Source organism: Photobacterium damselae, from assembly GCF_003026815.1.
In the GTDB taxonomy this organism is placed as follows: Bacteria; Pseudomonadota; Gammaproteobacteria; order Enterobacterales; family Vibrionaceae; genus Photobacterium; species Photobacterium damselae.
In genome coordinates this window covers 69,584-93,429 of record NZ_PYOG01000002.1, presented here as the reverse complement: position 1 = coordinate 93,429, position 23,846 = coordinate 69,584, and the positions used below count along the sequence as shown (strand labels likewise).

Below are 23,846 nucleotides of genomic sequence, written 5' to 3'. Positions count from 1 at the left end.
TCAAACTATCTCTTTTTTACGTCGATATAACCGCTTAACGATCATTGAATTGTGTAGATTACTTCGCTTTCGTTAAATCGTACTCTCGCAGTTTATTTGCAATCGCAGTATGTGACACCCCTAAGCGAGTCGCTAGCTTTCGAGTAGATGGATACGTTTTATAGAGGTTCGCTAAAATGCCTGACTCATAACGTTTCATAATTTCATCCAGAGACCCTTCAAGTGTCTCATCACTGATAATACTGCTACTCACTTCATTTTCAGGTAAGTGAATATCTTCCATCTGCAGTACATCTGATTCAACTTGAGTCATCGCTCTAAATAAGATATTACGCAGTTGGCGAATATTTCCAGGCCATGCATATTGGGTTAAACAGTGAGACACTTCATCGGAAATAGACGGCTTAGTTTGCTGTAGTTCTTTAGCAAATTGAGAGAGAAAGAGTTCAGAAAGAGGAAGAATATCAGCCACACGCTCACGAAGTGGTGGCACCACCAGCGCTAATACATTCAGACGATAATAGAGATCTTCTCTAAATTGCCCAGCCGCTACTAATTCATGAAGACGTTTTTGGGTAGAACATATCACCCGCACATTCACTTTTATCTCTTTCTCTTCCCCGACTCGACGGAAAGTTCCATCTTGTAGAAAGCGCAAAAGTTTCACTTGTAAATGAGGCGACATTTCACCAATTTCATATAAGAAAACAGTGCCGCCTTCTGCTTGTTCAAAGATGCCTTTTTTGCTTGGCTCACCAATTGTTGCCACTTCACCAAATAATTCAGTTTCCGCTGCATTATCTGGCATAGAAACACAATTAACGACCATAAATGGTTTATCTCGACGCAAAGAACGTTGATGACAAGCACGCGCCAACATCTCTTTACCTGTCCCCGTTTCCCCCTGAATCAGCAACGGGGCATCCAACAGCGCCAATTTTTTCGCCTGTGCAACTAAATGTTTAAAGCGAGAAGAGTGACCGATAAGATGTTCAAAGCCTTGATTCCCACTGATTTTACGCATCGCAATAGGCATCTTAGCTTCTGATAAAGACTTTAGCAGGATAACTGCACTAGCAAGAACTTCATCTTCATTATCATCTGCCACATACACAGGCATGATATCCATAACATAATCAATACCAGAAATGACAACCATCTCACTTCGGCGTTTTGCCTGCTCTTTTTCAAGCCACTGATGAAAATTGAAACCGAGCAAATGATGAATTGACTCACCAAGCATAACCTGCTGTTCTTTCCCCATTAGCACTTCAGCTGCATGGTTAGAAAGATCGACTTTACCTTGGAGATTAATAGAAAAGAATGGATCAGGAAGCGTTTGAAGTAACGCAGACAATTCCTTATGTTCACGCTCACTTGGCATAAACTGAATACGACGAACATCGGTAACGCCATCCAGTTGACGAATCTGAGACATCAACTGACTAAACGACTCAAATGCCACCTCTGGGCAGTTCAGATAAATAATACCAATACGGTCGATTTCAATACCGCGAAGATCAATTTGCTGTGCGGTTAAAATATCAAGCAATTCTCGAGTAATGCCGACACGATCTTCACAAAAGACCTGTAGCCTCATACTTGTCGCCTTCTTAGATAAAGCCTATTCGCGCCACTACACTATAATAAAATTTGATAAATTATAGCAACTTAGAGGCCGTGATAATCTTAATGTCAACATTTCGTGACAAGTATGCAGTGTGCTATTAAGGCTATGTTGAGTCAAGATAGAAATCTTAGTTGTCTGTTTAACTGATGATGTTAACAGCACTATCTTGTTAATATATGCGATATCTCTTTATTCAAGATCTTGTAACAGTTCTAAAATGATACGATGAAGCCACTGTGTTAATGCACTGTTTCTATTTTTTTTATGGTAGTACGAGTAGAGCATTTGCAATTTTTGCTCTTCAGGTAAATCCACCTCAATAGTTCGTAGACCTTTATATCGGCTGATAGGAAAAATATGACTGGTAGGGAAATACATATCCGTTTGTAAAACGACATCAACTAGCGCAGACGGTATCTCGGAACGAAATCCAATTTTGGTATGAAAACCTAAGCTATCCATTACATCAGCAGCATGACTTCGATGGGTGTTCCACCCTGGAATAATCAATGACGCAATCTCATAGTCCACCAAATCTTGCGGTTTTACGGTATCTTTTTTTATTGGGTGCTTATCACGCACAGCAATAACGCCATGAACCGTCCGTAATTCTCGACTTTGCACCTCTTTAGTAACGTTAGAAAAGCTGTAGTTAACACCAAAATGCAGTTCTCCTTTAGCAATATCATCAATTGAGTTCATTGACCAATTCACAATCTGCAAATCAATATTGGGGGCTTGTTCTCTTACTTTGGTAAATAACCGTCCTGCTATGGCACATAATACTTGCGGCGCTAACGCAATTTTAATCGTACGCTCTATCAGTTCTGGATGAAATTCTTGTGATGCATTGAGAGTGATGGATAAACCATCTAGATGTGGTGTGAGTTGAGCAATCAATTCTTCAGCAAAAGGCGTTGCCTGTAACCCATTTAATGATTTAACAAACAACTCATCATTAAAGTGATTACGCAGCCGTTGCAAAGCATGACTGATAGCAGGTTGTGTAACAAAAAGACGTTCAGCCGCTTTACGTGTGTTTAACTCCTGCGATAAAACCAGAAAGGTACGCAGTAAGTTCAGATCTAAAGTAAAAAACAAATCCTTTGTCATCATCACTCCATAATTTCTATAACCTATTTATTTGTAACATCATTTGGAGCATAAGCAAATTATAAAAAAGAAAGCCTACCGCAATGGATAGGCTTAACGACTAAATTTATGGCGAAGATAGTTTAGTGATCTTTCTTTTTGGTCAGTTGAGCAATTAAATCATGACGAATTTCACTCAGCTTGGGTTGTTCACCCGGCAGCCAAGGTAAGGGACGCATTAAGGTCATGGCTTTCAATCCTAATCGTCCTGTTAATAGTCCAATACCAACCCCTTGTGCCACTCGTGTTGACATCCGTCCAGCCAGATCCATTGATAACACCTCAGTACCAATATCGGTAGCAATTTCTGATGCCCCTGCAAATGCCATATTAGCCAGTACTAACTTCACTAATCGGATACGGGACCAATAGCCGAGCTCGACCCCATAAACATTAGATACTTGTTCAATCAATCGGAAATTACGCCACGCCACTAACAACATATCAGCAATAGCCAATGGACTTAACGCGACCATCACAGCAGCTTCGCTTGAATAACGTGCGACTAATTGACGCGCCATTTTATCTTGTTGACTCACAACCATTTTATCGTATAGCGCCATCACCTCACGATCATTATGAGTCGCAGCTAATGAATGAATCCAACGGTCATATCCTGTATTTTCAGTAGAGATCTGACTCTGCTTAGCCAATTTGGTACAAAACGCTTTACCGTTACCAATACCGTCAGCATTTAATAATTCTTGTGCTTGATCTCGTTCAGTCTGACGATGCTTTAAACGACGCAGATTCAGTAATTCTCGACCTAATGCGGTAATACCCATGGTTGCAATACCAGCAACTAACACACTCCAACCTAGGGATAACCAATCAGCACTCTGATAAGCAGTAACAACATAATCAACCGATTGCCAGCCAACCATAGCGGCACCAGCCAGTAACAATCCTTTAAAGAAACCACCACGACGCTTTGGCTTTGAAGCTAAAATCTGATCCAGTTCTTGCTCAATTTCCGTATTATCAGCTTGTTTAGGCAAAAACTTTTTGTCTTCATCAAAACTGATTTGCGATGTCAGTTCTTTTTCCTGTTCTGTTTGAATATCAGGAGACGACTCATCAAATAAGATTTTGCTCTTATATTGTTCACTCATTACAATTTATCTCCCAATAAAAACTCTAATGCTTTATCCATTCGTATATGGGGTAAAGGCTCATCACTCTGCTGTTCTAGCGGTCTGAAATTCATAAACTCAAACCCATTGTTTTGCCAAAAGCTCTCATTAGGTAAACGTTTAGGCACCTCTCCTGGAAATAAGGTTTGGGGCTGTTCATCCATGCTTACACCTCGTAACGCAGGAACTTGCTGGCCATGATGATTCACAAAACCGGGCTCTGTCGCTTGAATAGATGCCAAACTAACGCAATCCATTTCAATGCCTTCAAACGATGCGGTATGCCAAGCCTCATTTACCAACTGTTGTAATAAATTGACCAAATTAGGATGCTGTTCAGGTGTCACATGATCCGCCTTGGTTGCTGCAAATAGCACTTTATCAATTCGTGGCGCAAACATACGGCGCAATAAAGAGCTGCGACCATACTTAAAGCTCTGCATCAATTGATCAATCGCTTGACGCATATCATTGAACGATTCAGGTCCTGCATTGAGCGGTTGTAAACAGTCAACCAAAATAATCTGACGATCAAATTTCGAAAAGTGCTCTTTATAAAAACCTTTTACGATATGTTGTTGATAATATTTATAACGCTGTTTTAGCATAGCAAAGTTACTGTGCTCATCAGCCTCTTGTAACTGTTGCTCGGTATATTTATTGGTCCAGATCATTGGGAAAAATTGCAAAACAGGCGCCCCGGCCAATTCACCAGGAAGAACAAAACGCCCAGGTTGAACCCAATGCAGCCCACCTTCATCTTTACATGCATAAAGATACTGGGTGAAAGCTTGACTAATTTTTTCTAATAACGCTTCATCAACAGGAGCAAATGGATCAAATTCATCCCCTAACGCCATCCACTCTTGAGCAAGTTCTAAACGCTTACCTTTCAACACAAGAGCTTGCTGCTTAGACCAAGTCATAAAATCCATATCAAGCAGCGGCAAATCCAATAACCACTCACCAGGATAATCAACGATGTCTAAATAGAGCGTAGCGGTATCTTGTAGATATTTTAACGCTCCTTTTTGTGGCCGGTAACGCAAAGCTAAACGAATTTGGCTAACATCACGGGTCGGCTCAGGCCAAGCAGGAGGCGTTGATAAAATAGATGCCATACCTTCATCGTAGCCAAACTTAGGAATGTGCATATCCAATTGAGGTACTCGTTTTGCACCAAGTAAGTGCCCTTCGCGTACCGGAGTAAATAACGGTAAACGGGGATTAGTGCTTACATGCAGTAATTGGTTAACCAGCGATGTAATAAAAGCGGTTTTACCAGCACGAGACAGTCCCGTAACGGCCAAACGTACATGGCGATCTAAGCCACGATTAACCCATTTATTAAATTCATTACCTAATCGGTTCATACCTGTATCGTCCTATTTTTATTGTCGTTCTCAGGTGCGAGTAGAAAAACTGGAAATAAAAAGTGCTACCGCCCTTTGGAACAGCCACAGATACTCTCTAACCTTTACTTTGTCTAACTGTAACAAAGGACAAATTAACCCTAGATGAATTTCTTATTTATCTAAATGATGTCTTAAATTTTTTATTAATAAAAACAGCAAAGCAGGCCTAATATAGCCTGCTTTTATTATCATTAGATCGTTGACTTATTACAGCTTACGAATTTCACGCTCAACGTCAAAGGCTGGTGATGTAACATAAGCTTCCATTGTACGTAATTTGCGTTCCATGGTGCTCAATTCCAGCTCTACATTTTGCAAAATCTGACCAGGAGGATGACCCGCCTGCCATGGCTTTTGCTTAATATTATGTTCTTTAAACGTTTCTTGTTGATCTGTTCGCTCTTGTGGCATCTTATCTAACATTAACCATGCAGCAATGTATGCAACCGTGGCAAAAAAGCCGACACCCAATAAAAAGGCTGAAACAGCTAAGATACGGACTAGCCATGTTTCCATTCCAAAATATTCGGCAAGACCTGCACAGACCCCACCAAGCTTGCCGTTGACCGGATCTCGATATAAGGTTTTATGCATTATTTTTGTCTCCATTGTGGTGCTTCTGCATCTAAGATTCGCTCAAGCGTCACAATTCGCTCTTGCATCTGTTCTGCGCGGGCAACCAATTTCTGTAGTTTTTCTTGCTCTTCGCCCGATAGGCCCTCACCTAAACGACGCTTACTACGATAATGAAGAATCAACCATAGCGGAGCGACAAAAATACAGAAAACCACCAGCGGTACAGCTAAAAAACCCATAGACATTCGTTACTCTCCTTCTCGCGCAGAATCAATTAATTTAGAGTTATCAGTGAGATCGTAATCAATCACTTATTCTTTATCTTTGATGCTGGCTTTTAAACGTTCTAATTCTTTTTCGATTTCATCTTGTGCCTGAAGTTCAGCAAATTCAGACTCTAATGATTTACCTCGACCTAAGCTGTAGCTATCGGCCTGCGCTTCCATCTCATCAACTCGACGCTCATATTGCTCAAACTTAGCCAAAGCTTCATCCACCTTGCCCGTATCCAGTTGACGACGAACATCGCGGCGTGTGCCCGCTGTTTTATGACGAACCACAAGAGCTTGCTGACGAGCACGAGTCTCTTGTAGCTTGCGTTCCAGTTCTGCAACTTCAGTACTTAATTTTTCAATGCTCTCTTCAACTAATTTATACTCTTCATTAAGAGTTAGTGCGACATCTGCCAATTTCTGTTTTTCAATTAGAGCTGCACGAGCTAAATCTTCTCGGCCTTTTTGCAGCGCTAAACTGGCTTTTTGTTGCCATTCTGTTGTTTGAGCTTCAATCGTATTAATTCGGCGTTGAAGCTCTTTTTTATCGGCAAGAGCACGCGCAGATGAAGTACGAACTTCAACCAATGTATCTTCCATCTCTTGAATGATAAGACGGATCATTTTTTGTGGATCTTCAGCTTTATCTAATAGTGAATTGACGTTTGCGTTAACAATATCTGCGAAACGAGAAAAAATACCCATAATTGAACTCCTTAAAGTAATCATTAGATAGCGATGTGTTTATCTAATGAAACTGACTACATTCACCCAAAGTGATTGGTCATTATGATTAACCGTTAATGGTTTACTTACAGGTTATATAACAAAGAGTGTGCCAACTTTTTATTTATTAAAAATCATAAAGTTATCATTGTTCAGTGAAATAACAACTGCTAAAGTTTAGTTAATTAGACCAACTATTGGTGAAATTAACTATGCAAAAACCAGAAAATATTATTGGTGAATCTGAGTCATTTCTCTCAGCCTTAGATCAAGCATCTCGCTTGGCATCTGTAAATCGCCCCGTCCTGATTTTAGGTGAACGTGGAACAGGTAAGGAACTGATTGCTAAGCGTATACACTATTTATCGAAACGATGGGATCAACCTCTCGTTACTTTAAACTGTGCCGCATTAAGTGATGGTGTCATAGACTCTGAGCTGTTTGGTCATGAAGCGGGATCTTTTACTGGGGCGAAAGGATTACATAAAGGGCGCTTTGAACGAGCAGAACAAGGCACACTCTTTTTAGATGAACTGGCAACAGCCCCTCCTAGCGTACAAGAAAAACTGTTACGTGTGATTGAATATGGCGAATATGAACGTGTTGGTGGCAGTAAAACCTATCAATCCAATGTACGATTAATCTGTGCCACCAATGAGAATCTACCTAAGCTCGCTCACGATGGAAAATTTCGGGCCGATTTACTGGATCGCCTCGCTTTTGATGTTATTCACCTGCCACCATTACGTGAGCGGTTAGATGATATTCTCCCATTAGCCGAGCACTATGCGGTTCGTATGTGCCGAGAAATGAGGTTTGGTTACTTTGCGGGCTTTACCCTTCAAGCAAAAAAGAGACTGTTGCAGCACTCATGGCCCGGTAATGTACGAGAACTTAAAAATGCCGTTGAACGTTCCGTATTTCGCAATGGGTTAGAAGATGAAGCGGTAGATAATATTATCTTAGACCCTTTCACCCCCCCATGGCATAACACGACAACAAGCATACCCACAGAGGTTGAGAATCAAAGCTCAACATTACCCCAACTGCCTTTAGATTTACGCCAATGGCAACAAGAGCAAGAAAAAGAGCTGATTGAACAAGCATTAGAGCATGCTAAACATAATCAACGCAAAGCGGCTGAACTACTAAACCTGAGTTATCATCAATTGCGGGGGCTTTTACGGAAATATCAGCTAGTTGGCAATAGTGACGAATAGCGCATTTTTTACTATTGGCCTGTCTTTAGTGGTTAGAATCTGCGCATAATTTATAGATAAATGTCAGAATGACTGAGGATAACTTGGTGGTTACCATGGAAAATGATAGATTTGACGACTTGATTTCATTTTACGCCTTTTCTTTATGAGCGCTTATACACGTCTTTTACTCGCTTGTGCGGGGTTATTAAGCTTGTTTGGCTGTTCTGAACCAACAAAAGAGAACACAATCCGCGACACTGGATTTATCTATTGTGGACAGGACACACCAACCACTCTCAATCCGCAATTGGCGGACGGTGGCCTCACGGTTGATTCTCTCGGAGCTCAAATCTTCGATCGTCTCTTAACCTTAGACCCTGTGAGTCATCATACTCAATCAGAACTTGCTAAAAGCTGGAAAGTGAGCGATGACGGGTTGGTCTATACCTTTACTTTACGTAAAAATATCCCCTTTCAGACAACGCCTTGGTTTACACCATCTCGCCCTTTAAATGCTGAAGATGTTGTGTTTAGTTTTGAGCGTATTATCGACCCAAACAACCCTTTCCATAACGTTTCTGGTGGTCGTTACCCTTGGTTTGAAAGCAATGGGTTTAATAAATTAATTAAGTCGATCACGGTTGTTAATCCAAATACAGTACGCTTTACTCTTAACCGTCCTGACAACGCTTTTCTCTCAAATCTAGCGACCAGTTATGCGGTTATCTATTCAAAAGAGTACGCCGAACAATTATTAAAGTCTGGGCAATTAAATAAATTGGACCTAAAACCAATCGGTACTGGCCCGTTTTATCTGTCACAGTATCAGCCTAATGATTTTATTCGTCTTAAACGTAATGATGCTTATTGGCGTGGCAAGCCAGCAATGGAACAAGTTGTCTTTGATATCTCATCTAGAGGTACAGGAACACTGGCTAAGTTATTAAGCCAAGAGTGCGATGTATTATCTTCTCCGGTAGCAAGTCAATTGCCTGTAATTTCTAACGATAAGAATTTTAACCTTACCGCGCAAACAGGTATGAATGTCGCGTTCCTTGCTTTTAATACAGAGAAAAAACCGCTAAATAATTTAAAAGTTCGTGAAGCGATTAGTATGGCTATCAACCGTGAAGCACTATTAAACTCGGTCTATTACGGTACTGCGACTAACGCAAAAAGTTTACTTCCACCTATGTCTTGGGCTTATAACCATGACAGTGTCGTACCAAACTATGATCCAAAAGAAGCTAAAGCACTGTTAAAACAAGCAGGATATAACCACAACCTGACATTAACGATGTGGGTTCCTCTTGAACCTCGACCATACAACCCAAGCCCTCGCAAAACCGCTGAGTTGATTCAAGCGAACTTGAAATCGGTCGGAGTAAACCTTGTGTTGGACTATCAAGAGCAAGTTGATCGAACCTCTTTAAGTAATATCAATAAATTCGATTTAATTTTGTCGGGTTGGATTGCTGATAATGGCGACCCTGATAACTTTTTGCGCCCATTACTATCGTGTGATGCAAAAGAGGCTCAACTTAATATTGCTAACTGGTGTAACTTACAGTTTGATAACCTACTTGAGTTGGCATTACGAACCAACCAACAGTCTCAGCGCTTAAACTATTACTATTTAGCGCAAGATATTTTGGATAAAGATCTGCCCATTCTACCGCTTGCCCATGGCGTGTATTTCCAGGCAAATAATAAATCCCTATCTGGTGTGCAAATGAGTCCATTTGGTACTCGTTCGTTCGCCGACGTACATCGTAGCGAGTAACTTATGTTTATCTACACCATTCGTAGACTTAACTTGTTTATTATTACCCTGATGATTCTCACCATCATCGGCTATAGTATTCTTCGTCTCGATACCAATACTATGTGGAGCCAACAGCCCTTTTTTAGCGGTTGGTTTATGTACCTCAAAAACCTTGCTGCTGGCAATTTAGGTATTGATATTAATGGTATCCCGGTTGCAGATGAGATCTTGGCGGTATTTCCAGCCACATTAGAGCTCTGCTTTTTTGCCTTTTTACTCTCTCTTATTATTGGTATTCCACTCGGTACCATTGCTGGTGTACGCCGCGGGCATTTTGTTGATACAGTCATTTCCTCAATTACCTTGGTGGGCTACTCCATTCCACTATTTTGGTTCGCCATGCTGTTGATCTTGCTGTTTGCTCTTCATCTTGGCTGGTTGCCTGTTTCAGGTCGTTATAGTCTGCTTTATGAGATCCATCCAGTAACAGGCTTTGCACTTATTGATATCATGCTCTCTAACGAGCCATATAAAGCTCATGCGATGTTAGATGCCATAAAACACCTTATTCTGCCAACACTGGTACTGGCAATGGCACCGATGACAGAAGTCATTCGTCTTACCCGAGCGTCAGTATCGGAAGTAATGAAACAGAACTTTATTAAAGTTGCACAAACCAAAGGCTTATCGACATTTGAAATCGTACGTCGCCATGGTATGCGTAATGCAATTCCTCCTATTATCCCCAAACTTGGCATGCAGTTCTCAACCATGATGACCTTTGCCATGTTAACGGAATCCATCTTTAACTGGCCAGGAATTGGACGCTGGCTACTTGATGCTATTGCGGCACAAAATTATATTGCGATTCAAGCAGGTGTTATTACAGTGGCAAGCTTTATCTTATTGGCGAACATCCTCTCTGATTTGATCGGGGCATTTGTAAACCCATTAGTAAGGAAAGAGTGGTATGCCATCAAATAATGTCTATTTAGAAGAAGTCATCCCAACCCAATGGGAACGAACATGGCAGCATTTTCGAGCAAACTCACTAGCAATGTTTGGACTTTGGTGTTTACTTTTCCTTTTGCTGGTCACTTGTACTGCTCACTGGTTAGCCCCTTATTCTCCAATTCAGCAAGTTGGGGAACTGTTAATGCCACCATCATGGGATAACTCAGGACATGTTGAGTTCTTCTTCGGTACCGATGATCTAGGTCGAGACATCCTATCTCGTCTACTTATTGGTACGCAGTTAACCTTTGGTTATGCGCTATTAATCGCTCTAGCAGCCAGCGTGATTGGTTTTGCTATTGGTGTGTTGGCAGGTATGACAAAAGGACTAAAATCCAGCATCTTGAACCATATTTTAGATACTGTACTGTCGATACCTTCATTACTATTGGCGATTATCATGGTCGCTTATATGGGGCCTGGTGAAGCTCACGTTTTATTAGCGGTATGGCTAGCATTGATCCCTCGTTTTATCCGGGCGATCTACACCGCAGTTCATACTGAAATGGAAAAAGACTACATTATTGCTGCTCGTTTAGATGGGGCAAATAATGTATATCTTCTCTACAACTCCGTATTACCAAATATTCTTACTGTCATTACCACAGAAATGACCCGAGCTATCTCTATTGCTATTTTAGATATCGCAGCATTAGGCTTTTTAGGTCTAGGTGCTCAACCTCCAATGCCAGAATGGGGAGCCATGCTTGGTGATTCGGTTGATCTTATCTATCTAGCACCATGGACAGTAACACTTCCAGGCTTATCCATTATGTTTAGTGTTTTGGTTATTAACCTTGTCGGTGATGGTCTTCGCCAAGCTCTGAATGCGGGGATAGACTAATGCCATTACTTGATATTCGTAACTTAACAATTGAAATTGATACCCCACAGGGCCGAGTAAAAGCGGTTGATCGTATGAGTATGACGATCAACGAAAGCGAGATTCGAGGTTTAGTGGGTGAATCGGGTTCAGGAAAAAGTTTAGTTGCCAAAGCCATTGCCGGTGTAGCTAAAGATAACTGGCACATTACAGCAGATCGCATGCGCTTAGGTGATATTGATTTACTTGCACTGTCATCGCGTGAACGTCGTAAAATCGTTGGTCGCGAAATGGCCATGATTTTCCAAGAAGCATCATCTTGTCTGGATCCATCTGAACGAGTTGGAGCCCAGTTAGAAGAAGCTATTCCCTCTTCTGCATTTTCCGGTCATCTTTGGCAACGATTTCATTGGCGTCAAAAACAGGCCATTGCCCTATTGCACAAAGTGGGTATTAAAGATCATAAGCGTGTAATGCGCAGTTACTCCTATGAGCTAACAGATGGGGAATGTCAAAAAGTAATGATTGCGATGGCTATTGCTAACCGCCCTCGTTTATTGATTGCAGACGAACCGACTAATGACTTAGATTCGATTACCCAAGCGCAAATATTCCGCTTACTCAGCCGAATGAATCAGCTTGGTAACACCACCATTTTGCTGATCAGTCATGACTTAACCACGGTGACTCAATGGGCAGACCGCATTACCGTAATGTACTGTGGTCAATCAGTTGAGTCAGGTAGTCGCCAAGATTTACTTGAAACACCGCATCATCCCTACACAGAAGCGCTATTACGCGCCATGCCTGACTTTAGTGATGGTATTTGTCATAAGAGTAAGCTAGAAACACTACCAGGCTCTATACCACCACTTCAACATTTACCTATTGGTTGTCGTTTGGGCCCCCGTTGCCCTCACGCCCAGCGTAAATGTGTGGAAGTACCCGAGCGCCGTAAAGTGAAGTCGCACAAATACAGTTGTCACTTCCCACTCAATATGGAGAAAGATAAATCATGAGTGCGTTACTTGAAGTGGTCAAACTTAAAAAAGACTACCAATATCGCTCAGGACTGTTTCGCCGTCGTACCATTGAAGCGGTAAAGCCTGTTAGTTTTTCTCTTGAAGCTGGTGAAACAATCGCTCTACTGGGTGAGAATGGCTCAGGTAAATCGACTCTCGCGAAAATGCTCGCCGGGGTTGTGGAGCCAACAAGTGGTCTTATTAAAGTCAATGGAGAGCCTCTTGTTAGTGGCGACTACGAAACTCGTTGTAAACTGATTCGTATGATCTTCCAAGATCCAAATACCGCGCTTAATCCACGCATTCAGATCGGCAGGATCTTAGAGGGGCCTCTCAAACGTAATACCAATATGACACCTCAAGAGCGCGAAAACCGAGTATTACAGACATTACGTCGTGTTGGCTTATTACCTGAGCACGCCTATTTCTATCCTCAAATGCTTGCTACAGGTCAAAAGCAGCGTGTATCTCTCGCAAGAGCTTTAATCCTTCAACCTTGTATCATTGTTGCAGATGAGGCTCTAAATGGTCTTGATATGTCAATGCGCTCACAGATGATAAACCTTCTACTAGAGCTACAAGAAGAGATGGGGTTATCGTATGTTTATGTATCCCAACACATGGGCGTCATTAAACACTTCAGTGATAAAATCATGGTAATGCAAGATGGTGAAGTGGTTGAGAAAGGAAGAACTAAAGAAGTCTTTGAGGACCCTAAGCACCCTCTAACTCAGAAGTTAATCGAAAGCCACTTTAGTGCTCCAACACAAGATCGTACGACCCGTATTAGCAAAGCGACGCCTAAAATTAAGTGTTAATCGACATTTAACCCATTTAGGAAAAATCCACTGTCCTAATACAGAAAACGCCCTGTTTAATGCAGGGCGTTATCGTTTGCTTAGTTCAGTAAAATAAAAGCGGTCTTATTTTACACCAGCAAGAGTCGCGTTAATGTCAGCCAGAACCTGAGCTGGATTTTCCGCTTGTGTAATAGGACGACCAATAACCAAATAATCTGAACCTGCGGCAATCGCTTCAACTGGCGTCATAACTCGACGCTGATCCCCGGCAGCACTTCCCGCTGGACGAATACCTGGAGTAACTAACTTAAACTCTTGGCCTAAGTTACTTTTTAATAAAGACGCCTCTTGAGCGGAACAAACCACACCATCTAGACCGCTATTTTTAGTCAGCGTAGCCAAATTCATAACCTGCTCTTGTGGTGAACGGCTAATACCAATACCTGATAAGTCACTGCTTTCCATACTGGTTAGTACAGTAACACCAATTAGCAGTGGACGATCTTTTCCATATGGTTCAAGGATTTCGCGTGAGGCTGTCATCATTCTCTCACCACCACTTGCATGAACGTTTACCATCCATACGCCAAGTTCGGCTGCAGCTTTCACTGCTTTTGAGCACGTATTTGGAATATCGTGGAATTTTAAATCTAAGAATACAGAATGGCCCCGATCATGCAGTTTACGCACGAAATCAGGGCCATAAAAAGTAAACATCTCTTTACCAACTTTCAACCGACAGCTTCCTGGTTCAATTCGGTCAACAAAAGCCAGAGCATCATTTTGATTATCATAGTCTAAGGCGACAATAACTTTTGGATCCATTAATTGTGTATCTAGCATTTGGGCTCCTGCTTTATCTAGAGATGTATCAAAATTCGGGCGCGATTTTACAGGAAAATTGAAACTTTGCTAGATAAATTGGTTTAAGGGCAGAAAAACAGAAGACTAAAGAGGAAAATAGAAAAGATATAGGACTAACAGATAAAATAACAGTGATGATCTCTTTCGAAACCATCACTGTTATTTTTTTACAATCCGTGAGTCAGGATTTGACCGTTAAATCGTCTATTCGCCATCTAAACCACGAATAGGTTTAACAGAACCCCAACTCTTACAAGATGGACATTGCCAGTAAAGAGAATGAGCAGCAAAGCCACACTGACGACAGCGGTAATGAGGCTTCATTTTAAGTTGTTCACCAACTAGATGACGCAAGCTAGTTAAACTCTCTTTCGCTCGCCCCTCTTCTGCCTCATCTAAATGATAATCCATAAGTTGATAGAAACCACGCATAGTTGGATTTTTCTGTAACTGACGAGTCATAAAGGTCTGTGCCATAACAGGACCTTCGCGGTGCGCAATTTCATCAGCAAGCATCAACTCAGCGGTCGCACCTACTTTACGTTCAACACATAGTTGTAAATATTTAAGCCACGTAGACTCACTGTTAGTAGCTTGATAACACTCAAGTAGCAAAGGTAGTGCTTCACCGACAAAATCAATATCTTGATCAATGACTTTTTCTAAATACTTGATTGCCTGCTTGTATTCTTGATTTTGGATATGAATGCGAGCCATCATTAATGACGCTCGTACACACTGTTTATCAACCGATAACGCTTTTTTGATATCTTGAATTGCTTTATCTGGATTTTGGGCACCTAACTCAATCATGGCTAATTCACACCAATAGTGAGCGATATCATGCTTGAGCTTTGCTTCACCCATTTTGACTAATTGAGAGGCCATATCAATGGCTTTTTCCCACTCTCTAGTGCGTTGATAAATATTGAGTAATTGTTGAAGCGCACTTTTACGATAATCAGGCTCATCAAGTAATTGACCAAAAATCTTTTCTGCTCGGTCAAAAAGGCCTGCGACCATATAGTCTTTCGCTAACTGCTGCAACGAAAGGTTACGCTGCTCTATAGTTAAATTAGGGCGGGCAATAAGATTCTGGTGAATTTTAATTGCCCGCTCTACCTCACCTCGGCTTCGGAAGAGATTTCCTAAAGCAAGGTGAGTATCAATGGTTTCACTATCAACTTGGAGCAGCTCGATAAAAATATCAACCGCTTTATCAGACTCATCAGATAACAGCATATTCAAACCCGCCACATATTGTCGTGACATGTGGTTTGACTGCTCCTGTCGATCGTTACTAGCGCTTCTATTACCCATATACCAGCCATAAGCGGCAGCAATTGGAAGTAATAGAAACAATAGTTCAAGCATTAAAACTTATTCCTTTACAGGCTCTGCACGTAACTGGTCTAGCTCTTTTTGCTGCTTTGCAACTCTCTTAGTTAGACGATTTTTAGTGAAACGTGCTTTAAGATATAGGATGCCGCAGATAATCCAGCCAATAGCAAAGCCAGCACCAAAAGCGATACCCAATAGAGTAGATAGCTGAAACTCACCTTGAGCAATCAGATAATCAAAGTTCACAAGCACTTGGTTTTGCGCACCAAGAGCAAGGGTGATAAGAAAGCAGGCAACTAGCACTATCGCTGTAAAAATTTTCATCAAAAACCTCTCACTCCTTAAAGAAAGTTAATTATACCAAGCGTTGTAGGGAAAAAACCAAGTTTTTATGTGGTTTGGCTCTCTTCTATCAAAGACTTGGGATCTACTGCCTCGATTATGCAGGATTTTAACTCATCAGACCATAAACAACAGATATAAAAAAACGGCATACTAGTTAGTATGCCGTTTTTTTGTTCGAATCTCGTGGATTACGCTACTTGTGCATTCACACGGTCGCGTAATTCTTTACCTGGCTTGAAGTGAGGTACGTACTTGCCGTCTAACTCAACTTTATCACCAGTTTTAGGGTTACGACCCACACGAGGAGCACGGAAATGCAGTGAGAAGCTACCAAAGCCACGGATCTCAATACGCTCGCCCTGTTCCAGAGTAGTCGCCATTTGCTCAAGGATTTCCTTGATCGCATCTTCTACTTGTTTAGCAGAAAGATGTGTTTGTTGACTGCATAGTCTTTCAATAAGTTCAGACTTTGTCATAAACACTCCGTTTTTAGTATGTTTCTCAATAGTATAACCGCTTAGAGGGAAAAAGCTAATTAAATCAACCTCTCCCTCTAATGCTCAATTATTCGCCTTTAGCAGCTTTGAAAGCGTCAGCCATAGCGTTACCGAATGCAGCATCATCTTGCTTGTTCAGTGCAGCCATTGCTTCTTGCTCTTCAGCAACGTCTTTAGCGCGTACAGATAGGTTGATTACGCGGTTCTTACGGTCAACGCCAGTGAATTTAGCTTCAACTGAATCGCCAACAGAAAGAACTAGAGTAGCGTCTTCAACGCGATCTACAGATGCTTCAGAAGCGCGTAGGTAACCTTCAACGCCTTCAGCTAGCTCAACAGTTGCGCCTTTAGCGTCAACAGCTGTAACAGTACCGTTAACTAGAGCACCTTTCTTAGTAGCAGCAACAAAACCGTTGAATGGGTCTTCTTCGATTTGTTTGATACCTAGAGAGATACGCTCACGCTCAGCGTCTACTGCTAGAACTACTGCAGAGATTTCGTCGCCTTTCTTGAAGTCACGAACCGCTTCTTCACCTGCAACATTCCAAGAAATGTCAGATAGGTGAACTAGACCGTCGATGCCGCCTTCTAGACCGATGAAGATACCGAAGTCAGTGATAGACTTGATCTTACCAGTTACTTTGTCGCCCTTAGCTTGCATTTCTGCAAATGACTGCCATGGGTTAGCTTTACACTGCTTAAGACCTAGGCTGATACGACGACGCTCTTCGTCGATATCAAGAACCATAACTTCAACTTCGTCACCCACGTTAACAACTTTAGATGGGTGGATGTTCTTGTTAGTCCAATCCATTTCAGAAACGTGAACTAGACCTTCAACGCCTTCTTCGATTTCTACGAAGCAGCCGTAATCAGTTAGGTTAGTTACGCGACCAGTTAGCTTAGTGCCTTCTGGGTAACGCTTAGCGATAGCAACCCATGGATCTTCGCCTAGCTGCTTAAGACCTAGTGATACGCGAGTACGGTCACGATCGAACTTAAGAACTTTAACGTTGATTTCGTCGCCAACATTAACGATTTCAGAAGGATGCTTAACACGCTTCCAAGCCATGTCAGTGATGTGTAGTAGACCGTCAACACCACCAAGGTCAACGAATGCACCGTAGTCAGTAAGGTTCTTAACGATACCTTTAACTTCCATGCCTTCTTGTAGAGAAGCAAGAAGCTCATCACGCTCAACGCTGTTTTCTGATTCGATAACTGCGCGACGAGATACAACTACGTTGTTACGCTTCTGATCTAGCTTGATTACTTTGAATTCTAGCTCTTTGTTTTCTAGGTGAGCAGTGTCACGTACTGGACGAACGTCAACTAGAGAACCTGGTAGGAATGCGCGGATGCCGTTAAGTTCTACAGTGAAACCACCCTTAACTTTACCGTTGATGATACCAACAACAGTTTCAGCATCTTCGTAAGCTTTTTCAAGCTGGATCCATGCTTCGTGACGCTTAGCTTTTTCACGAGAAAGCTGAGTCTCACCGAAACCGTCTTCGATCGCGTCGATAGCTACGTCTACTTCAGAACCAACTTCGATTTCAAGTTCGCCAGCAGCGTTCTTGAATTGCTCAGCAGGGATAGAAGACTCAGACTTAAGACCTGCGTCAACTAGAACGTAACCGTTTTCGATAGCTACTACAGTACCTTTAACGATTTGACCTGGGCGAGTTTCAAGCTCTTTTAGAGACTCTTCAAACAATGAAGCAAAAGATTCAGTCATTTAATTTAATCTTCAATTAAAAACAACCATGGGTATCCTACCGCATGGGGTTGATCATAAAGCCAGTTTTCATCCATGAAACCAGCACCGTACGCTAGCGAAATGCTAACGGACATAAATTCATTTATTGTAGCTTAGATTCAGCAAAAGCTACGACTTGAGCAAGCACTTCTTCGATCGTCAATTCAGTTGAATCGATAGTCAAAGCGTCTTCAGCAGGACGTAATGGCGCAACAGCTCGATTGCGGTCACGGTAATCACGTTCTTGGATCTCGCTCAAAAGACTGTCAAAGTTAACATCTAATCCTTTCTTTTGCAACTGATTCATACGGCGATTTGCACGTTCTTCAGCACTTGCATCTAAAAAGATTTTAACTTCAGCAGAAGGGAAAACCACAGTTCCCATGTCACGACCATCAGCAACAAGACCTGGTGCTTCGCTAAATGCGCGTTGGCGGCGTAATAGAGCCTCTCGAACACGTGGTAGCGCGGCGACTTTTGATGCGGTATTGCCGACTTTTTCTGTACGAAGGGTATTAGAAACATCTTCACCTTCAAGAATAACTTTAACTAACTCGCCTTCTGCTACAAATTGAACATCCAAGTTTGCAGCCAACGGTACTAAAGCATCTTCAGATTCAAGGTCGACATCATGATGAATTGCAGCAAGCGCAAGCACACGATAAATTGCACCAGAATCAAGTAAATTCCAGCCCAGTTTTTCTGCCAAAAGCATACATAGCGTACCTTTACCAGCACCGCTAGGACCATCAACAGTAATGACTGGAGCGTGAGTAGACATAGGTTTTCTCCGAAATTCTTTACAATTAAATGGGCAGAAGTGAGATAGAACACAACCACCTTTAATCGGAGGCGTATTATACGGAAAAAAATTCAAGATTTATATGCGATTGCAAAAAAGATTTCACTTAGATTGTTCATTAATGGAGCGATAGTTTTACAGGTGGGATGTTTAGACTCTAAAAAGCCAACACTGCTCATTACTATCAGAGAATAATTGAAGCAGTGCCGGTAGATTATACCGTGTTTAGTATGACCAATACTGGATGGTGCAATATCTCTTCTATTGGCTTAATTGCTCTAATTTTATAAAGTAATCAGGAAATGTTTTCGATGTACATTTCGGATCGTTAATCGTGACTGCAGTATCGCTTAATGCTACTAGCGAAAAACACATCGCCATTCGGTGATCATCGTAAGTATCAATCGCCGCATGCTTCAACTGAGTAGGTGGTGTAATAGTAATATAATCATCCCCTTCCTCAACGTCTGCCCCCAACTTACGCAATTCAGTTGCCATGGCATGCAATCGATCGGTTTCTTTTACTCGCCAGTTATAGACATTTCTAATCGATGTTGTGCCAGGAGCAAATAAAGCGGCAGTCGCTATAGTCATCGCAGCATCAGGAATATGATTAAAGTCCATATCAATTGCATTTAGCTGACGGTGGCGAGCAATAATATAATCCTCTCCCCATTCAATTTCAGCTCCCATAGCTTCAAGCGCATCAGCAAATTGAATATCACCCTGAATACTGTTTTTGCCGATTCCAGTAACTTTCACCTCACCGCCTTTTATTGCACCTGCGGCCAGAAAATATGAGGCAGACGAAGCGTCACCTTCTACTAGAAATTCACCTGGTGATTGATAGACTTGACCGGCTGGAACGATAAATTTTTGATAGTTTTGGTTTTCAACCTGAACCCCAAACTGAGCCATGATATTCAATGTAATATCAATATAAGGCTTAGAGACTAAATCGCCTTTGATTAAAATTGTGGTATCACTTTTTGCCAGCGGAGCAGCCATCAAAAATGCGGTCAAAAATTGGCTGGAAATTGAGCCATCAATAGAAACTTCACCGCCATCTAACCCCGTTCCTTTAATCTTCAGAGGCGGGTAATGTTCATTTTCAAGATAAGTAATATCAGCCCCAGCACTGCGCAAAGCATCAACTAGATGACCAATTGGGCGCTCTTTCATACGAGGTTCACCCGTAAGCTCAAACTCCCCCTGCCCTAAGCAGAGTGCAGCGGCTAATGGTCTCATCGCTGTACCAGCATTGCCCAAATATAAACAGGTAAAATCTTTGACTGAAAATGGCTGGCCAAGACCTTCAACTGTACATTCGGTTTTATCAGCCGATAGTTGATATTGAACCCCAAGTTGCTGTAATGCATTTAACATATGACGAATATCATCACTGTCTAATAGATTGGTTAAGCGCGTCGTTCCCTGCGCTAAAGCTGCGAGTAATAAAGCTCGATTTGATACACTTTTCGAACCCGGTAAATTGACTTCACCATTAATAAGGTTGATTGGTTGTAATGTAAGGCTTTCCATGAATCCCTGTCTTCTCTCTATTTAATGCATTTTAGCAGAGTAACCAATATTGTGATTGTGATCTAGTACGTACTCCAAATAGAGTTGGGTATGAGTATAATAACGCTAAAAATCAAAGAGAGAAGATAACATGTCATCACGCACACCCATGGTTGGAATAGGGGTGATAATCCAAAATAGTGAAGGGAAAATTCTTATTGGAAAACGAAAAAATAGTCATGCGCCCTACTTCTCTATTCCTGGCGGACATTTAGAGATTGGAGAAACATTTGAAGCATGTGCTTGTCGTGAGGTACTTGAAGAAACGGGACTGAAGATAGAAAACCCAACGGTAATTGCGGTAACCAATAATCTTGAAACATTTCATGAATCAGGCAAACATTTTATTAGCATTGCCATGTTAGCAACCGATTTTTCAGGTGAACTCTCATTACGAGAGCCTGATAAATGTGAAGGGTGGCAATGGATTAAACCAGAGCAAATACCCGAGCCTCAATTTGACGCCAGTCGACAGTCCATTGAGTGTTTTTTACAGCAGCAGTTCTATCTCAAACCACCGCACCAAGGCTGAAATTCATACTTTAAAAACCACTTGTACATAGGCAGAGAATAGTATCATTTTCTGCCTATCTAAGTAGTTGTAGCTGCAAATAATATGAATATGGTAAGGAATTATTTCACATCAATACGATTAACAGTCAGTGTATCATTATTAAAGACACCAATCGCCTGAACATACATACCATTCGCTAATTTTTTACTGTCGGTTATAGTATTAGCTTGATACATCACTTTCGTTGTTCCTAACATAAAGCTGCTATCAGTTAAGTCTGAGACTTTCCCTTCCACCTCGGAATTAGGCATATTATTTACAGGAGATACGTTAGTCACAACCCATTTATTATTATCTAAATGTGCTGAGACAAGAACCCACCCTAAATCACCGCCACCATTTTTATAATCTAAGCTAAACACTTCAGGATCAGTAATAGTAACTTTGGTGCCATTCATGACTAATTGATTATCATTATTCAATACAGCTAGGCCAGAAAATGCCGGATCAAGTTCAATGTCAGTAACATTCTTGCCTTGGATTGTCAGTGTTACATTCATGCCTTTATGCACTGAATCGAGATTGAAATCTTGACCTTCATAGTCAACATTTGCTTGCTCGGTATTATAGGTTTTTCCGTCTAGAGTTAACGTATATTCACCTGCAGAAGCTGCTGTCAACACACCAGATGCATGAGTAATGGGCTGAGGAGCAGATTTGGTTTGTTCTGGCGCGGGCGCTTTATCACCACATGCACTAAGAAGTAAGCTCAGTGCCACCGCTAATGTTAACTTTTCCATAGCAACCTTCTAGAAATACAGTAAGTTCGTGTTTTCATAGTATAAAACGTGATCTTAACTCTCTGCTATTAAAAACACATTAATTTAAAGGATAAACCTTACCATAAAAGACACTCTAGAGTTTACTTTTTAGAAAAAATACCTTTTAATTATGCTACAAAAGCATAATTAGGAAGTTTTAGTATATCCCATACAATAAGATTTAGAGATTCTCTCGTATCAGGTATCAGGTATCAGGTATCAGGTATCAGGACAGTGTCAATAGAATCCTTAGAAAAAGCCCGCACTCCAGTAGAAGTGCGGGCTCTCTTTAATTAAAACAAATAAGCTTAAATAGCACTTGTTTTAACTTATCATTTATACATCATACGTTGTTGATGCAGTGTTACCGCCAGTACCCGTCCAGTTGGTATGGAAGAACTGACCACGAGGCTGATCAATACGCTCATAAGTGTGCGCACCGAAGTAGTCGCGTTGAGCCTGAATCATGTTCGCTGGCAGATCGGCGGTTGTATAACTATCAAGGAAAGTTAGACCTGAAGTCATCGTTGGCATTGGTAGACCAACTTCTAGCGATTTCGCTGCAACTTTACGCCATGCTGCCATGCTGCTTTGTAGAATATCTTTAAAGTAAGGATCTGAGCCTAGGAATTTGATCTCTGGGTTTGCATCATAAGCATCACGGATATTACCTAAGAACGCACTGCGGATAATACAGCCACCACGCCACATTAATGCCACGTTACCGTAATTTAGATCCCAGTTAAACTCTTCAGACGCTTCACGAATTAGCATAAAGCCTTGCGCATAAGAGATGATCTTAGATGCAAGCAGAGCCTGACGTAACGCGTCAACCCACTCTTTCTTATCACCTTCAATCGGTGTGATTGTTTTACCAAATAGCGCTTGTGCTTCAACACGTTGGTCTTTCATTGATGACACACAACGAGCAAAAACAGATTCAGTGATCAGTGTTAGAGGAATACCCAAATCAAGAGCATTAATACCCGTCCACTTACCGGTACCTTTTTGTCCAGCTGTATCTAAGATTTTCTCAACTAATGGCTGACCATCAGTATCTTTATAACCTAGAATTTCAGCTGTAATTTCAACTAGGTAACTATCAAGCTCGGTCTTATTCCACTCTTGGAAAATCGCTTGCATTTCATCATGAGATAAACCAAGACCAGACTTCATAAAGTGATACGCTTCGCTAATAAGCTGCATATCACCATATTCGATGCCGTTGTGAACCATTTTAACAAAGTGGCCAGCGCCGTCTTTACCAACCCAATCACAACACGCTTCACCCGCTTCTGTTTTCGCAGAAATTGCCTGGAAAATTGGTTTGATTGCTGGCCATGCAGCTTCTGAACCACCTGGCATAATCGAAGGTCCAAAACGAGCCCCTTCTTCACCACCAGAAACGCCAGAGCCTACATACAAAATGCCTTTTTCTTTTAGCTCAGCAACTCGACGGTTCGTATCTGGGTAGTTAGAGTTACCACCATCAATGATAATATCGCCCTTATCTAATAGCGGTACAAGTTGCTCAATAAAAGCATCGACAACACTACCTGCACGAACCATAAGCATGATTTTGCGCGGAGATTCTAGTTTTGATACAAGATCTTCTAAAGATGTCGCACCGATAATATTTGTACCTTTCGCAGGACCTTCTAGGAACTCTTCTACTTTTGATACAGTACGGTTATAAGCAACAACTTTAAAACCATGATCATTCATGTTTAGGATAAGGTTTTGGCCCATTACTGCTAAGCCAATTACACCGATATCACCTTTCATATTTTTC

Annotated in this window: 23 protein-coding genes; 7 read left to right on the top strand and 16 right to left on the bottom strand. The window is 41.5% G+C overall.

Going from position 1 to position 23,846, the window contains the following annotated elements:
* Positions 1-58: 58 nt before the first annotated feature.
* The 7 genes from tyrR to pspA all read right to left on the bottom strand — a co-directional run bounded on the left by tyrR (position 59) and on the right by pspA (position 6,883).
* Positions 59-1,600, bottom strand: coding sequence for a transcriptional regulator TyrR (gene tyrR, locus CTN07_RS03345; protein ID WP_005298766.1), 1,542 nt, complete (start codon positions 1,598-1,600; stop codon positions 59-61).
* 219 nt (positions 1,601-1,819) lie between these two features.
* The gene (locus CTN07_RS03340; protein WP_005298765.1) at positions 1,820-2,743 is read right to left on the bottom strand and encodes a LysR family transcriptional regulator; all 924 of its coding nucleotides are present in this window, start codon (positions 2,741-2,743) and stop codon (positions 1,820-1,822) included.
* A 122-nt stretch (positions 2,744-2,865) separates the two neighbouring features.
* Complete coding sequence (locus tag CTN07_RS03335; RefSeq protein WP_005298763.1) at positions 2,866-3,894, bottom strand: YcjF family protein; 1,029 nt, start codon at positions 3,892-3,894, stop codon at positions 2,866-2,868.
* The gene (locus tag CTN07_RS03330) at positions 3,894-5,288 is read right to left on the bottom strand and encodes a YcjX family GTP-binding protein (RefSeq protein WP_005298760.1); all 1,395 of its coding nucleotides are present in this window, start codon (positions 5,286-5,288) and stop codon (positions 3,894-3,896) included. Before CTN07_RS03330 ends, CTN07_RS03335 begins: the two co-directional genes overlap by 1 nt.
* Before the next feature lie 249 nt (positions 5,289-5,537).
* A complete protein-coding gene (pspC, locus tag CTN07_RS03325; RefSeq protein WP_036763602.1) occupies positions 5,538-5,924 on the bottom strand; it encodes an envelope stress response membrane protein PspC in 387 nt (128 codons plus the stop codon).
* The gene (gene pspB, locus CTN07_RS03320; RefSeq protein ID WP_005298755.1) at positions 5,924-6,151 is read right to left on the bottom strand and encodes an envelope stress response membrane protein PspB; all 228 of its coding nucleotides are present in this window, start codon (positions 6,149-6,151) and stop codon (positions 5,924-5,926) included. The genes pspC and pspB overlap by 1 nt, the downstream gene beginning before the upstream one ends.
* A 66-nt stretch (positions 6,152-6,217) precedes the next feature.
* The gene (pspA, locus tag CTN07_RS03315; RefSeq protein WP_005298753.1) at positions 6,218-6,883 is read right to left on the bottom strand and encodes a phage shock protein PspA; all 666 of its coding nucleotides are present in this window, start codon (positions 6,881-6,883) and stop codon (positions 6,218-6,220) included.
* 233 nt (positions 6,884-7,116) lie between these two features.
* Here pspA and pspF point away from each other — a divergent pair, with 233 nt between their 5' ends.
* The 6 genes from pspF to CTN07_RS03285 all read left to right on the top strand — a co-directional run bounded on the left by pspF (position 7,117) and on the right by CTN07_RS03285 (position 13,548).
* Positions 7,117-8,124, top strand: a complete 1,008-nt coding sequence (gene pspF / locus CTN07_RS03310; RefSeq protein ID WP_005298751.1) for a phage shock protein operon transcriptional activator — start codon at positions 7,117-7,119, stop codon at positions 8,122-8,124.
* Positions 8,125-8,269: 145 nt separating this feature from the next.
* The gene (gene sapA, locus CTN07_RS03305) at positions 8,270-9,889 is read left to right on the top strand and encodes an ABC transporter substrate-binding protein SapA (RefSeq protein ID WP_005298748.1); all 1,620 of its coding nucleotides are present in this window, start codon (positions 8,270-8,272) and stop codon (positions 9,887-9,889) included.
* A gap of 3 nt (positions 9,890-9,892) precedes the next feature.
* Positions 9,893-10,855 carry an ABC transporter permease gene (locus CTN07_RS03300; RefSeq protein ID WP_005298746.1) on the top strand — a complete coding sequence of 321 codons (963 nt, stop codon included), beginning with the start codon at positions 9,893-9,895 and terminating at the stop codon, positions 10,853-10,855.
* A complete protein-coding gene (sapC, locus tag CTN07_RS03295; RefSeq protein ID WP_005298744.1) occupies positions 10,842-11,729 on the top strand; it encodes a putrescine export ABC transporter permease SapC in 888 nt (295 codons plus the stop codon). Before CTN07_RS03300 ends, sapC begins: the two co-directional genes overlap by 14 nt.
* Positions 11,729-12,727 (top strand): peptide ABC transporter ATP-binding protein, encoded by a 999-nt coding sequence (locus CTN07_RS03290; RefSeq protein ID WP_005298742.1) that lies wholly within the window; start codon positions 11,729-11,731, stop codon positions 12,725-12,727. The genes sapC and CTN07_RS03290 overlap by 1 nt, the downstream gene beginning before the upstream one ends.
* Positions 12,724-13,548 (top strand): peptide ABC transporter ATP-binding protein, encoded by an 825-nt coding sequence (locus CTN07_RS03285; RefSeq protein ID WP_005298740.1) that lies wholly within the window; start codon positions 12,724-12,726, stop codon positions 13,546-13,548. Before CTN07_RS03290 ends, CTN07_RS03285 begins: the two co-directional genes overlap by 4 nt.
* 105 nt (positions 13,549-13,653) lie before the next feature.
* Here CTN07_RS03285 and pyrF read toward each other — a convergent pair whose 3' ends face one another.
* The 7 genes from pyrF to aroA form a co-directional block, all read right to left on the bottom strand.
* Complete coding sequence (pyrF, locus tag CTN07_RS03280; protein ID WP_005298737.1) at positions 13,654-14,373, bottom strand: orotidine-5'-phosphate decarboxylase; 720 nt, start codon at positions 14,371-14,373, stop codon at positions 13,654-13,656.
* 225 nt (positions 14,374-14,598) lie between these two features.
* Positions 14,599-15,768: a lipopolysaccharide assembly protein LapB gene (lapB, locus tag CTN07_RS03275; RefSeq protein WP_005298735.1), complete on the bottom strand. Its 1,170-nt coding sequence runs from the start codon at positions 15,766-15,768 to the stop codon at positions 14,599-14,601.
* 6 nt (positions 15,769-15,774) lie between these two features.
* The gene (locus CTN07_RS03270; RefSeq protein ID WP_036763600.1) at positions 15,775-16,059 is read right to left on the bottom strand and encodes a LapA family protein; all 285 of its coding nucleotides are present in this window, start codon (positions 16,057-16,059) and stop codon (positions 15,775-15,777) included.
* Between the two features lie 209 nt (positions 16,060-16,268).
* A complete protein-coding gene (gene ihfB / locus CTN07_RS03265; protein WP_005298731.1) occupies positions 16,269-16,556 on the bottom strand; it encodes an integration host factor subunit beta in 288 nt (95 codons plus the stop codon).
* An 88-nt stretch (positions 16,557-16,644) separates the two neighbouring features.
* On the bottom strand, positions 16,645-18,315 hold the full coding sequence (gene rpsA, locus CTN07_RS03260) for a 30S ribosomal protein S1 (protein ID WP_005298730.1): 1,671 nt from the start codon (positions 18,313-18,315) through the stop codon (positions 16,645-16,647).
* A 124-nt stretch (positions 18,316-18,439) separates the two neighbouring features.
* On the bottom strand, positions 18,440-19,117 hold the full coding sequence (gene cmk / locus CTN07_RS03255; RefSeq protein WP_005298727.1) for a (d)CMP kinase: 678 nt from the start codon (positions 19,115-19,117) through the stop codon (positions 18,440-18,442).
* 282 nt (positions 19,118-19,399) lie between these two features.
* Entirely contained in the window at positions 19,400-20,680 is a 1,281-nt protein-coding gene (gene aroA / locus CTN07_RS03250) for a 3-phosphoshikimate 1-carboxyvinyltransferase (protein ID WP_005298725.1), read from the bottom strand.
* A 130-nt stretch (positions 20,681-20,810) separates the two neighbouring features.
* Between aroA and CTN07_RS03245 the strand changes: the two genes are divergently transcribed.
* Positions 20,811-21,251 (top strand): nucleotide triphosphate diphosphatase NUDT15, encoded by a 441-nt coding sequence (locus CTN07_RS03245; RefSeq protein ID WP_036763597.1) that lies wholly within the window; start codon positions 20,811-20,813, stop codon positions 21,249-21,251.
* Between the two features lie 101 nt (positions 21,252-21,352).
* On the opposite strand, the gene CTN07_RS03240 is transcribed toward CTN07_RS03245, so the two are convergent.
* Together CTN07_RS03240 and gnd are read right to left on the bottom strand one after the other, a co-directional pair.
* Positions 21,353-22,033, bottom strand: coding sequence for a DUF5666 domain-containing protein (locus CTN07_RS03240; RefSeq protein WP_005298723.1), 681 nt, complete (start codon positions 22,031-22,033; stop codon positions 21,353-21,355).
* 357 nt (positions 22,034-22,390) lie between these two features.
* The gene (gene gnd, locus CTN07_RS03235) at positions 22,391-23,839 is read right to left on the bottom strand and encodes a decarboxylating NADP(+)-dependent phosphogluconate dehydrogenase (RefSeq protein WP_005298721.1); all 1,449 of its coding nucleotides are present in this window, start codon (positions 23,837-23,839) and stop codon (positions 22,391-22,393) included.
* Between the last annotated feature and the right edge of the window lie 7 nt (positions 23,840-23,846).

What these genes read in the sequence shown, in the direction of transcription:
- tyrR (WP_005298766.1), bottom strand. Translation starts at nt 1,600, where the DNA reads ATGAGGCTACAGGTCTTTTGTGAAGATCGTGTCGGCATTACTCGAGAA.
- CTN07_RS03340 (WP_005298765.1), bottom strand. Translation starts at nt 2,743, where the DNA reads ATGACAAAGGATTTGTTTTTTACTTTAGATCTGAACTTACTGCGTACC.
- CTN07_RS03335 (WP_005298763.1), bottom strand. Translation starts at nt 3,894, where the DNA reads ATGAGTGAACAATATAAGAGCAAAATCTTATTTGATGAGTCGTCTCCT.
- CTN07_RS03330 (WP_005298760.1), bottom strand. Translation starts at nt 5,288, where the DNA reads ATGAACCGATTAGGTAATGAATTTAATAAATGGGTTAATCGTGGCTTA.
- pspC (WP_036763602.1), bottom strand. Translation starts at nt 5,924, where the DNA reads ATGCATAAAACCTTATATCGAGATCCGGTCAACGGCAAGCTTGGTGGG.
- pspB (WP_005298755.1), bottom strand. Translation starts at nt 6,151, where the DNA reads ATGTCTATGGGTTTTTTAGCTGTACCGCTGGTGGTTTTCTGTATTTTT.
- pspA (WP_005298753.1), bottom strand. Translation starts at nt 6,883, where the DNA reads ATGGGTATTTTTTCTCGTTTCGCAGATATTGTTAACGCAAACGTCAAT.
- pspF (WP_005298751.1), top strand. Translation starts at nt 7,117, where the DNA reads ATGCAAAAACCAGAAAATATTATTGGTGAATCTGAGTCATTTCTCTCA.
- sapA (WP_005298748.1), top strand. Translation starts at nt 8,270, where the DNA reads ATGAGCGCTTATACACGTCTTTTACTCGCTTGTGCGGGGTTATTAAGC.
- CTN07_RS03300 (WP_005298746.1), top strand. Translation starts at nt 9,893, where the DNA reads ATGTTTATCTACACCATTCGTAGACTTAACTTGTTTATTATTACCCTG.
- sapC (WP_005298744.1), top strand. Translation starts at nt 10,842, where the DNA reads ATGCCATCAAATAATGTCTATTTAGAAGAAGTCATCCCAACCCAATGG.
- CTN07_RS03290 (WP_005298742.1), top strand. Translation starts at nt 11,729, where the DNA reads ATGCCATTACTTGATATTCGTAACTTAACAATTGAAATTGATACCCCA.
- CTN07_RS03285 (WP_005298740.1), top strand. Translation starts at nt 12,724, where the DNA reads ATGAGTGCGTTACTTGAAGTGGTCAAACTTAAAAAAGACTACCAATAT.
- pyrF (WP_005298737.1), bottom strand. Translation starts at nt 14,373, where the DNA reads ATGCTAGATACACAATTAATGGATCCAAAAGTTATTGTCGCCTTAGAC.
- lapB (WP_005298735.1), bottom strand. Translation starts at nt 15,768, where the DNA reads ATGCTTGAACTATTGTTTCTATTACTTCCAATTGCTGCCGCTTATGGC.
- CTN07_RS03270 (WP_036763600.1), bottom strand. Translation starts at nt 16,059, where the DNA reads ATGAAAATTTTTACAGCGATAGTGCTAGTTGCCTGCTTTCTTATCACC.
- ihfB (WP_005298731.1), bottom strand. Translation starts at nt 16,556, where the DNA reads ATGACAAAGTCTGAACTTATTGAAAGACTATGCAGTCAACAAACACAT.
- rpsA (WP_005298730.1), bottom strand. Translation starts at nt 18,315, where the DNA reads ATGACTGAATCTTTTGCTTCATTGTTTGAAGAGTCTCTAAAAGAGCTT.
- cmk (WP_005298727.1), bottom strand. Translation starts at nt 19,117, where the DNA reads ATGTCTACTCACGCTCCAGTCATTACTGTTGATGGTCCTAGCGGTGCT.
- aroA (WP_005298725.1), bottom strand. Translation starts at nt 20,680, where the DNA reads ATGGAAAGCCTTACATTACAACCAATCAACCTTATTAATGGTGAAGTC.
- CTN07_RS03245 (WP_036763597.1), top strand. Translation starts at nt 20,811, where the DNA reads ATGTCATCACGCACACCCATGGTTGGAATAGGGGTGATAATCCAAAAT.
- CTN07_RS03240 (WP_005298723.1), bottom strand. Translation starts at nt 22,033, where the DNA reads ATGGAAAAGTTAACATTAGCGGTGGCACTGAGCTTACTTCTTAGTGCA.
- gnd (WP_005298721.1), bottom strand. Translation starts at nt 23,839, where the DNA reads ATGAAAGGTGATATCGGTGTAATTGGCTTAGCAGTAATGGGCCAAAAC.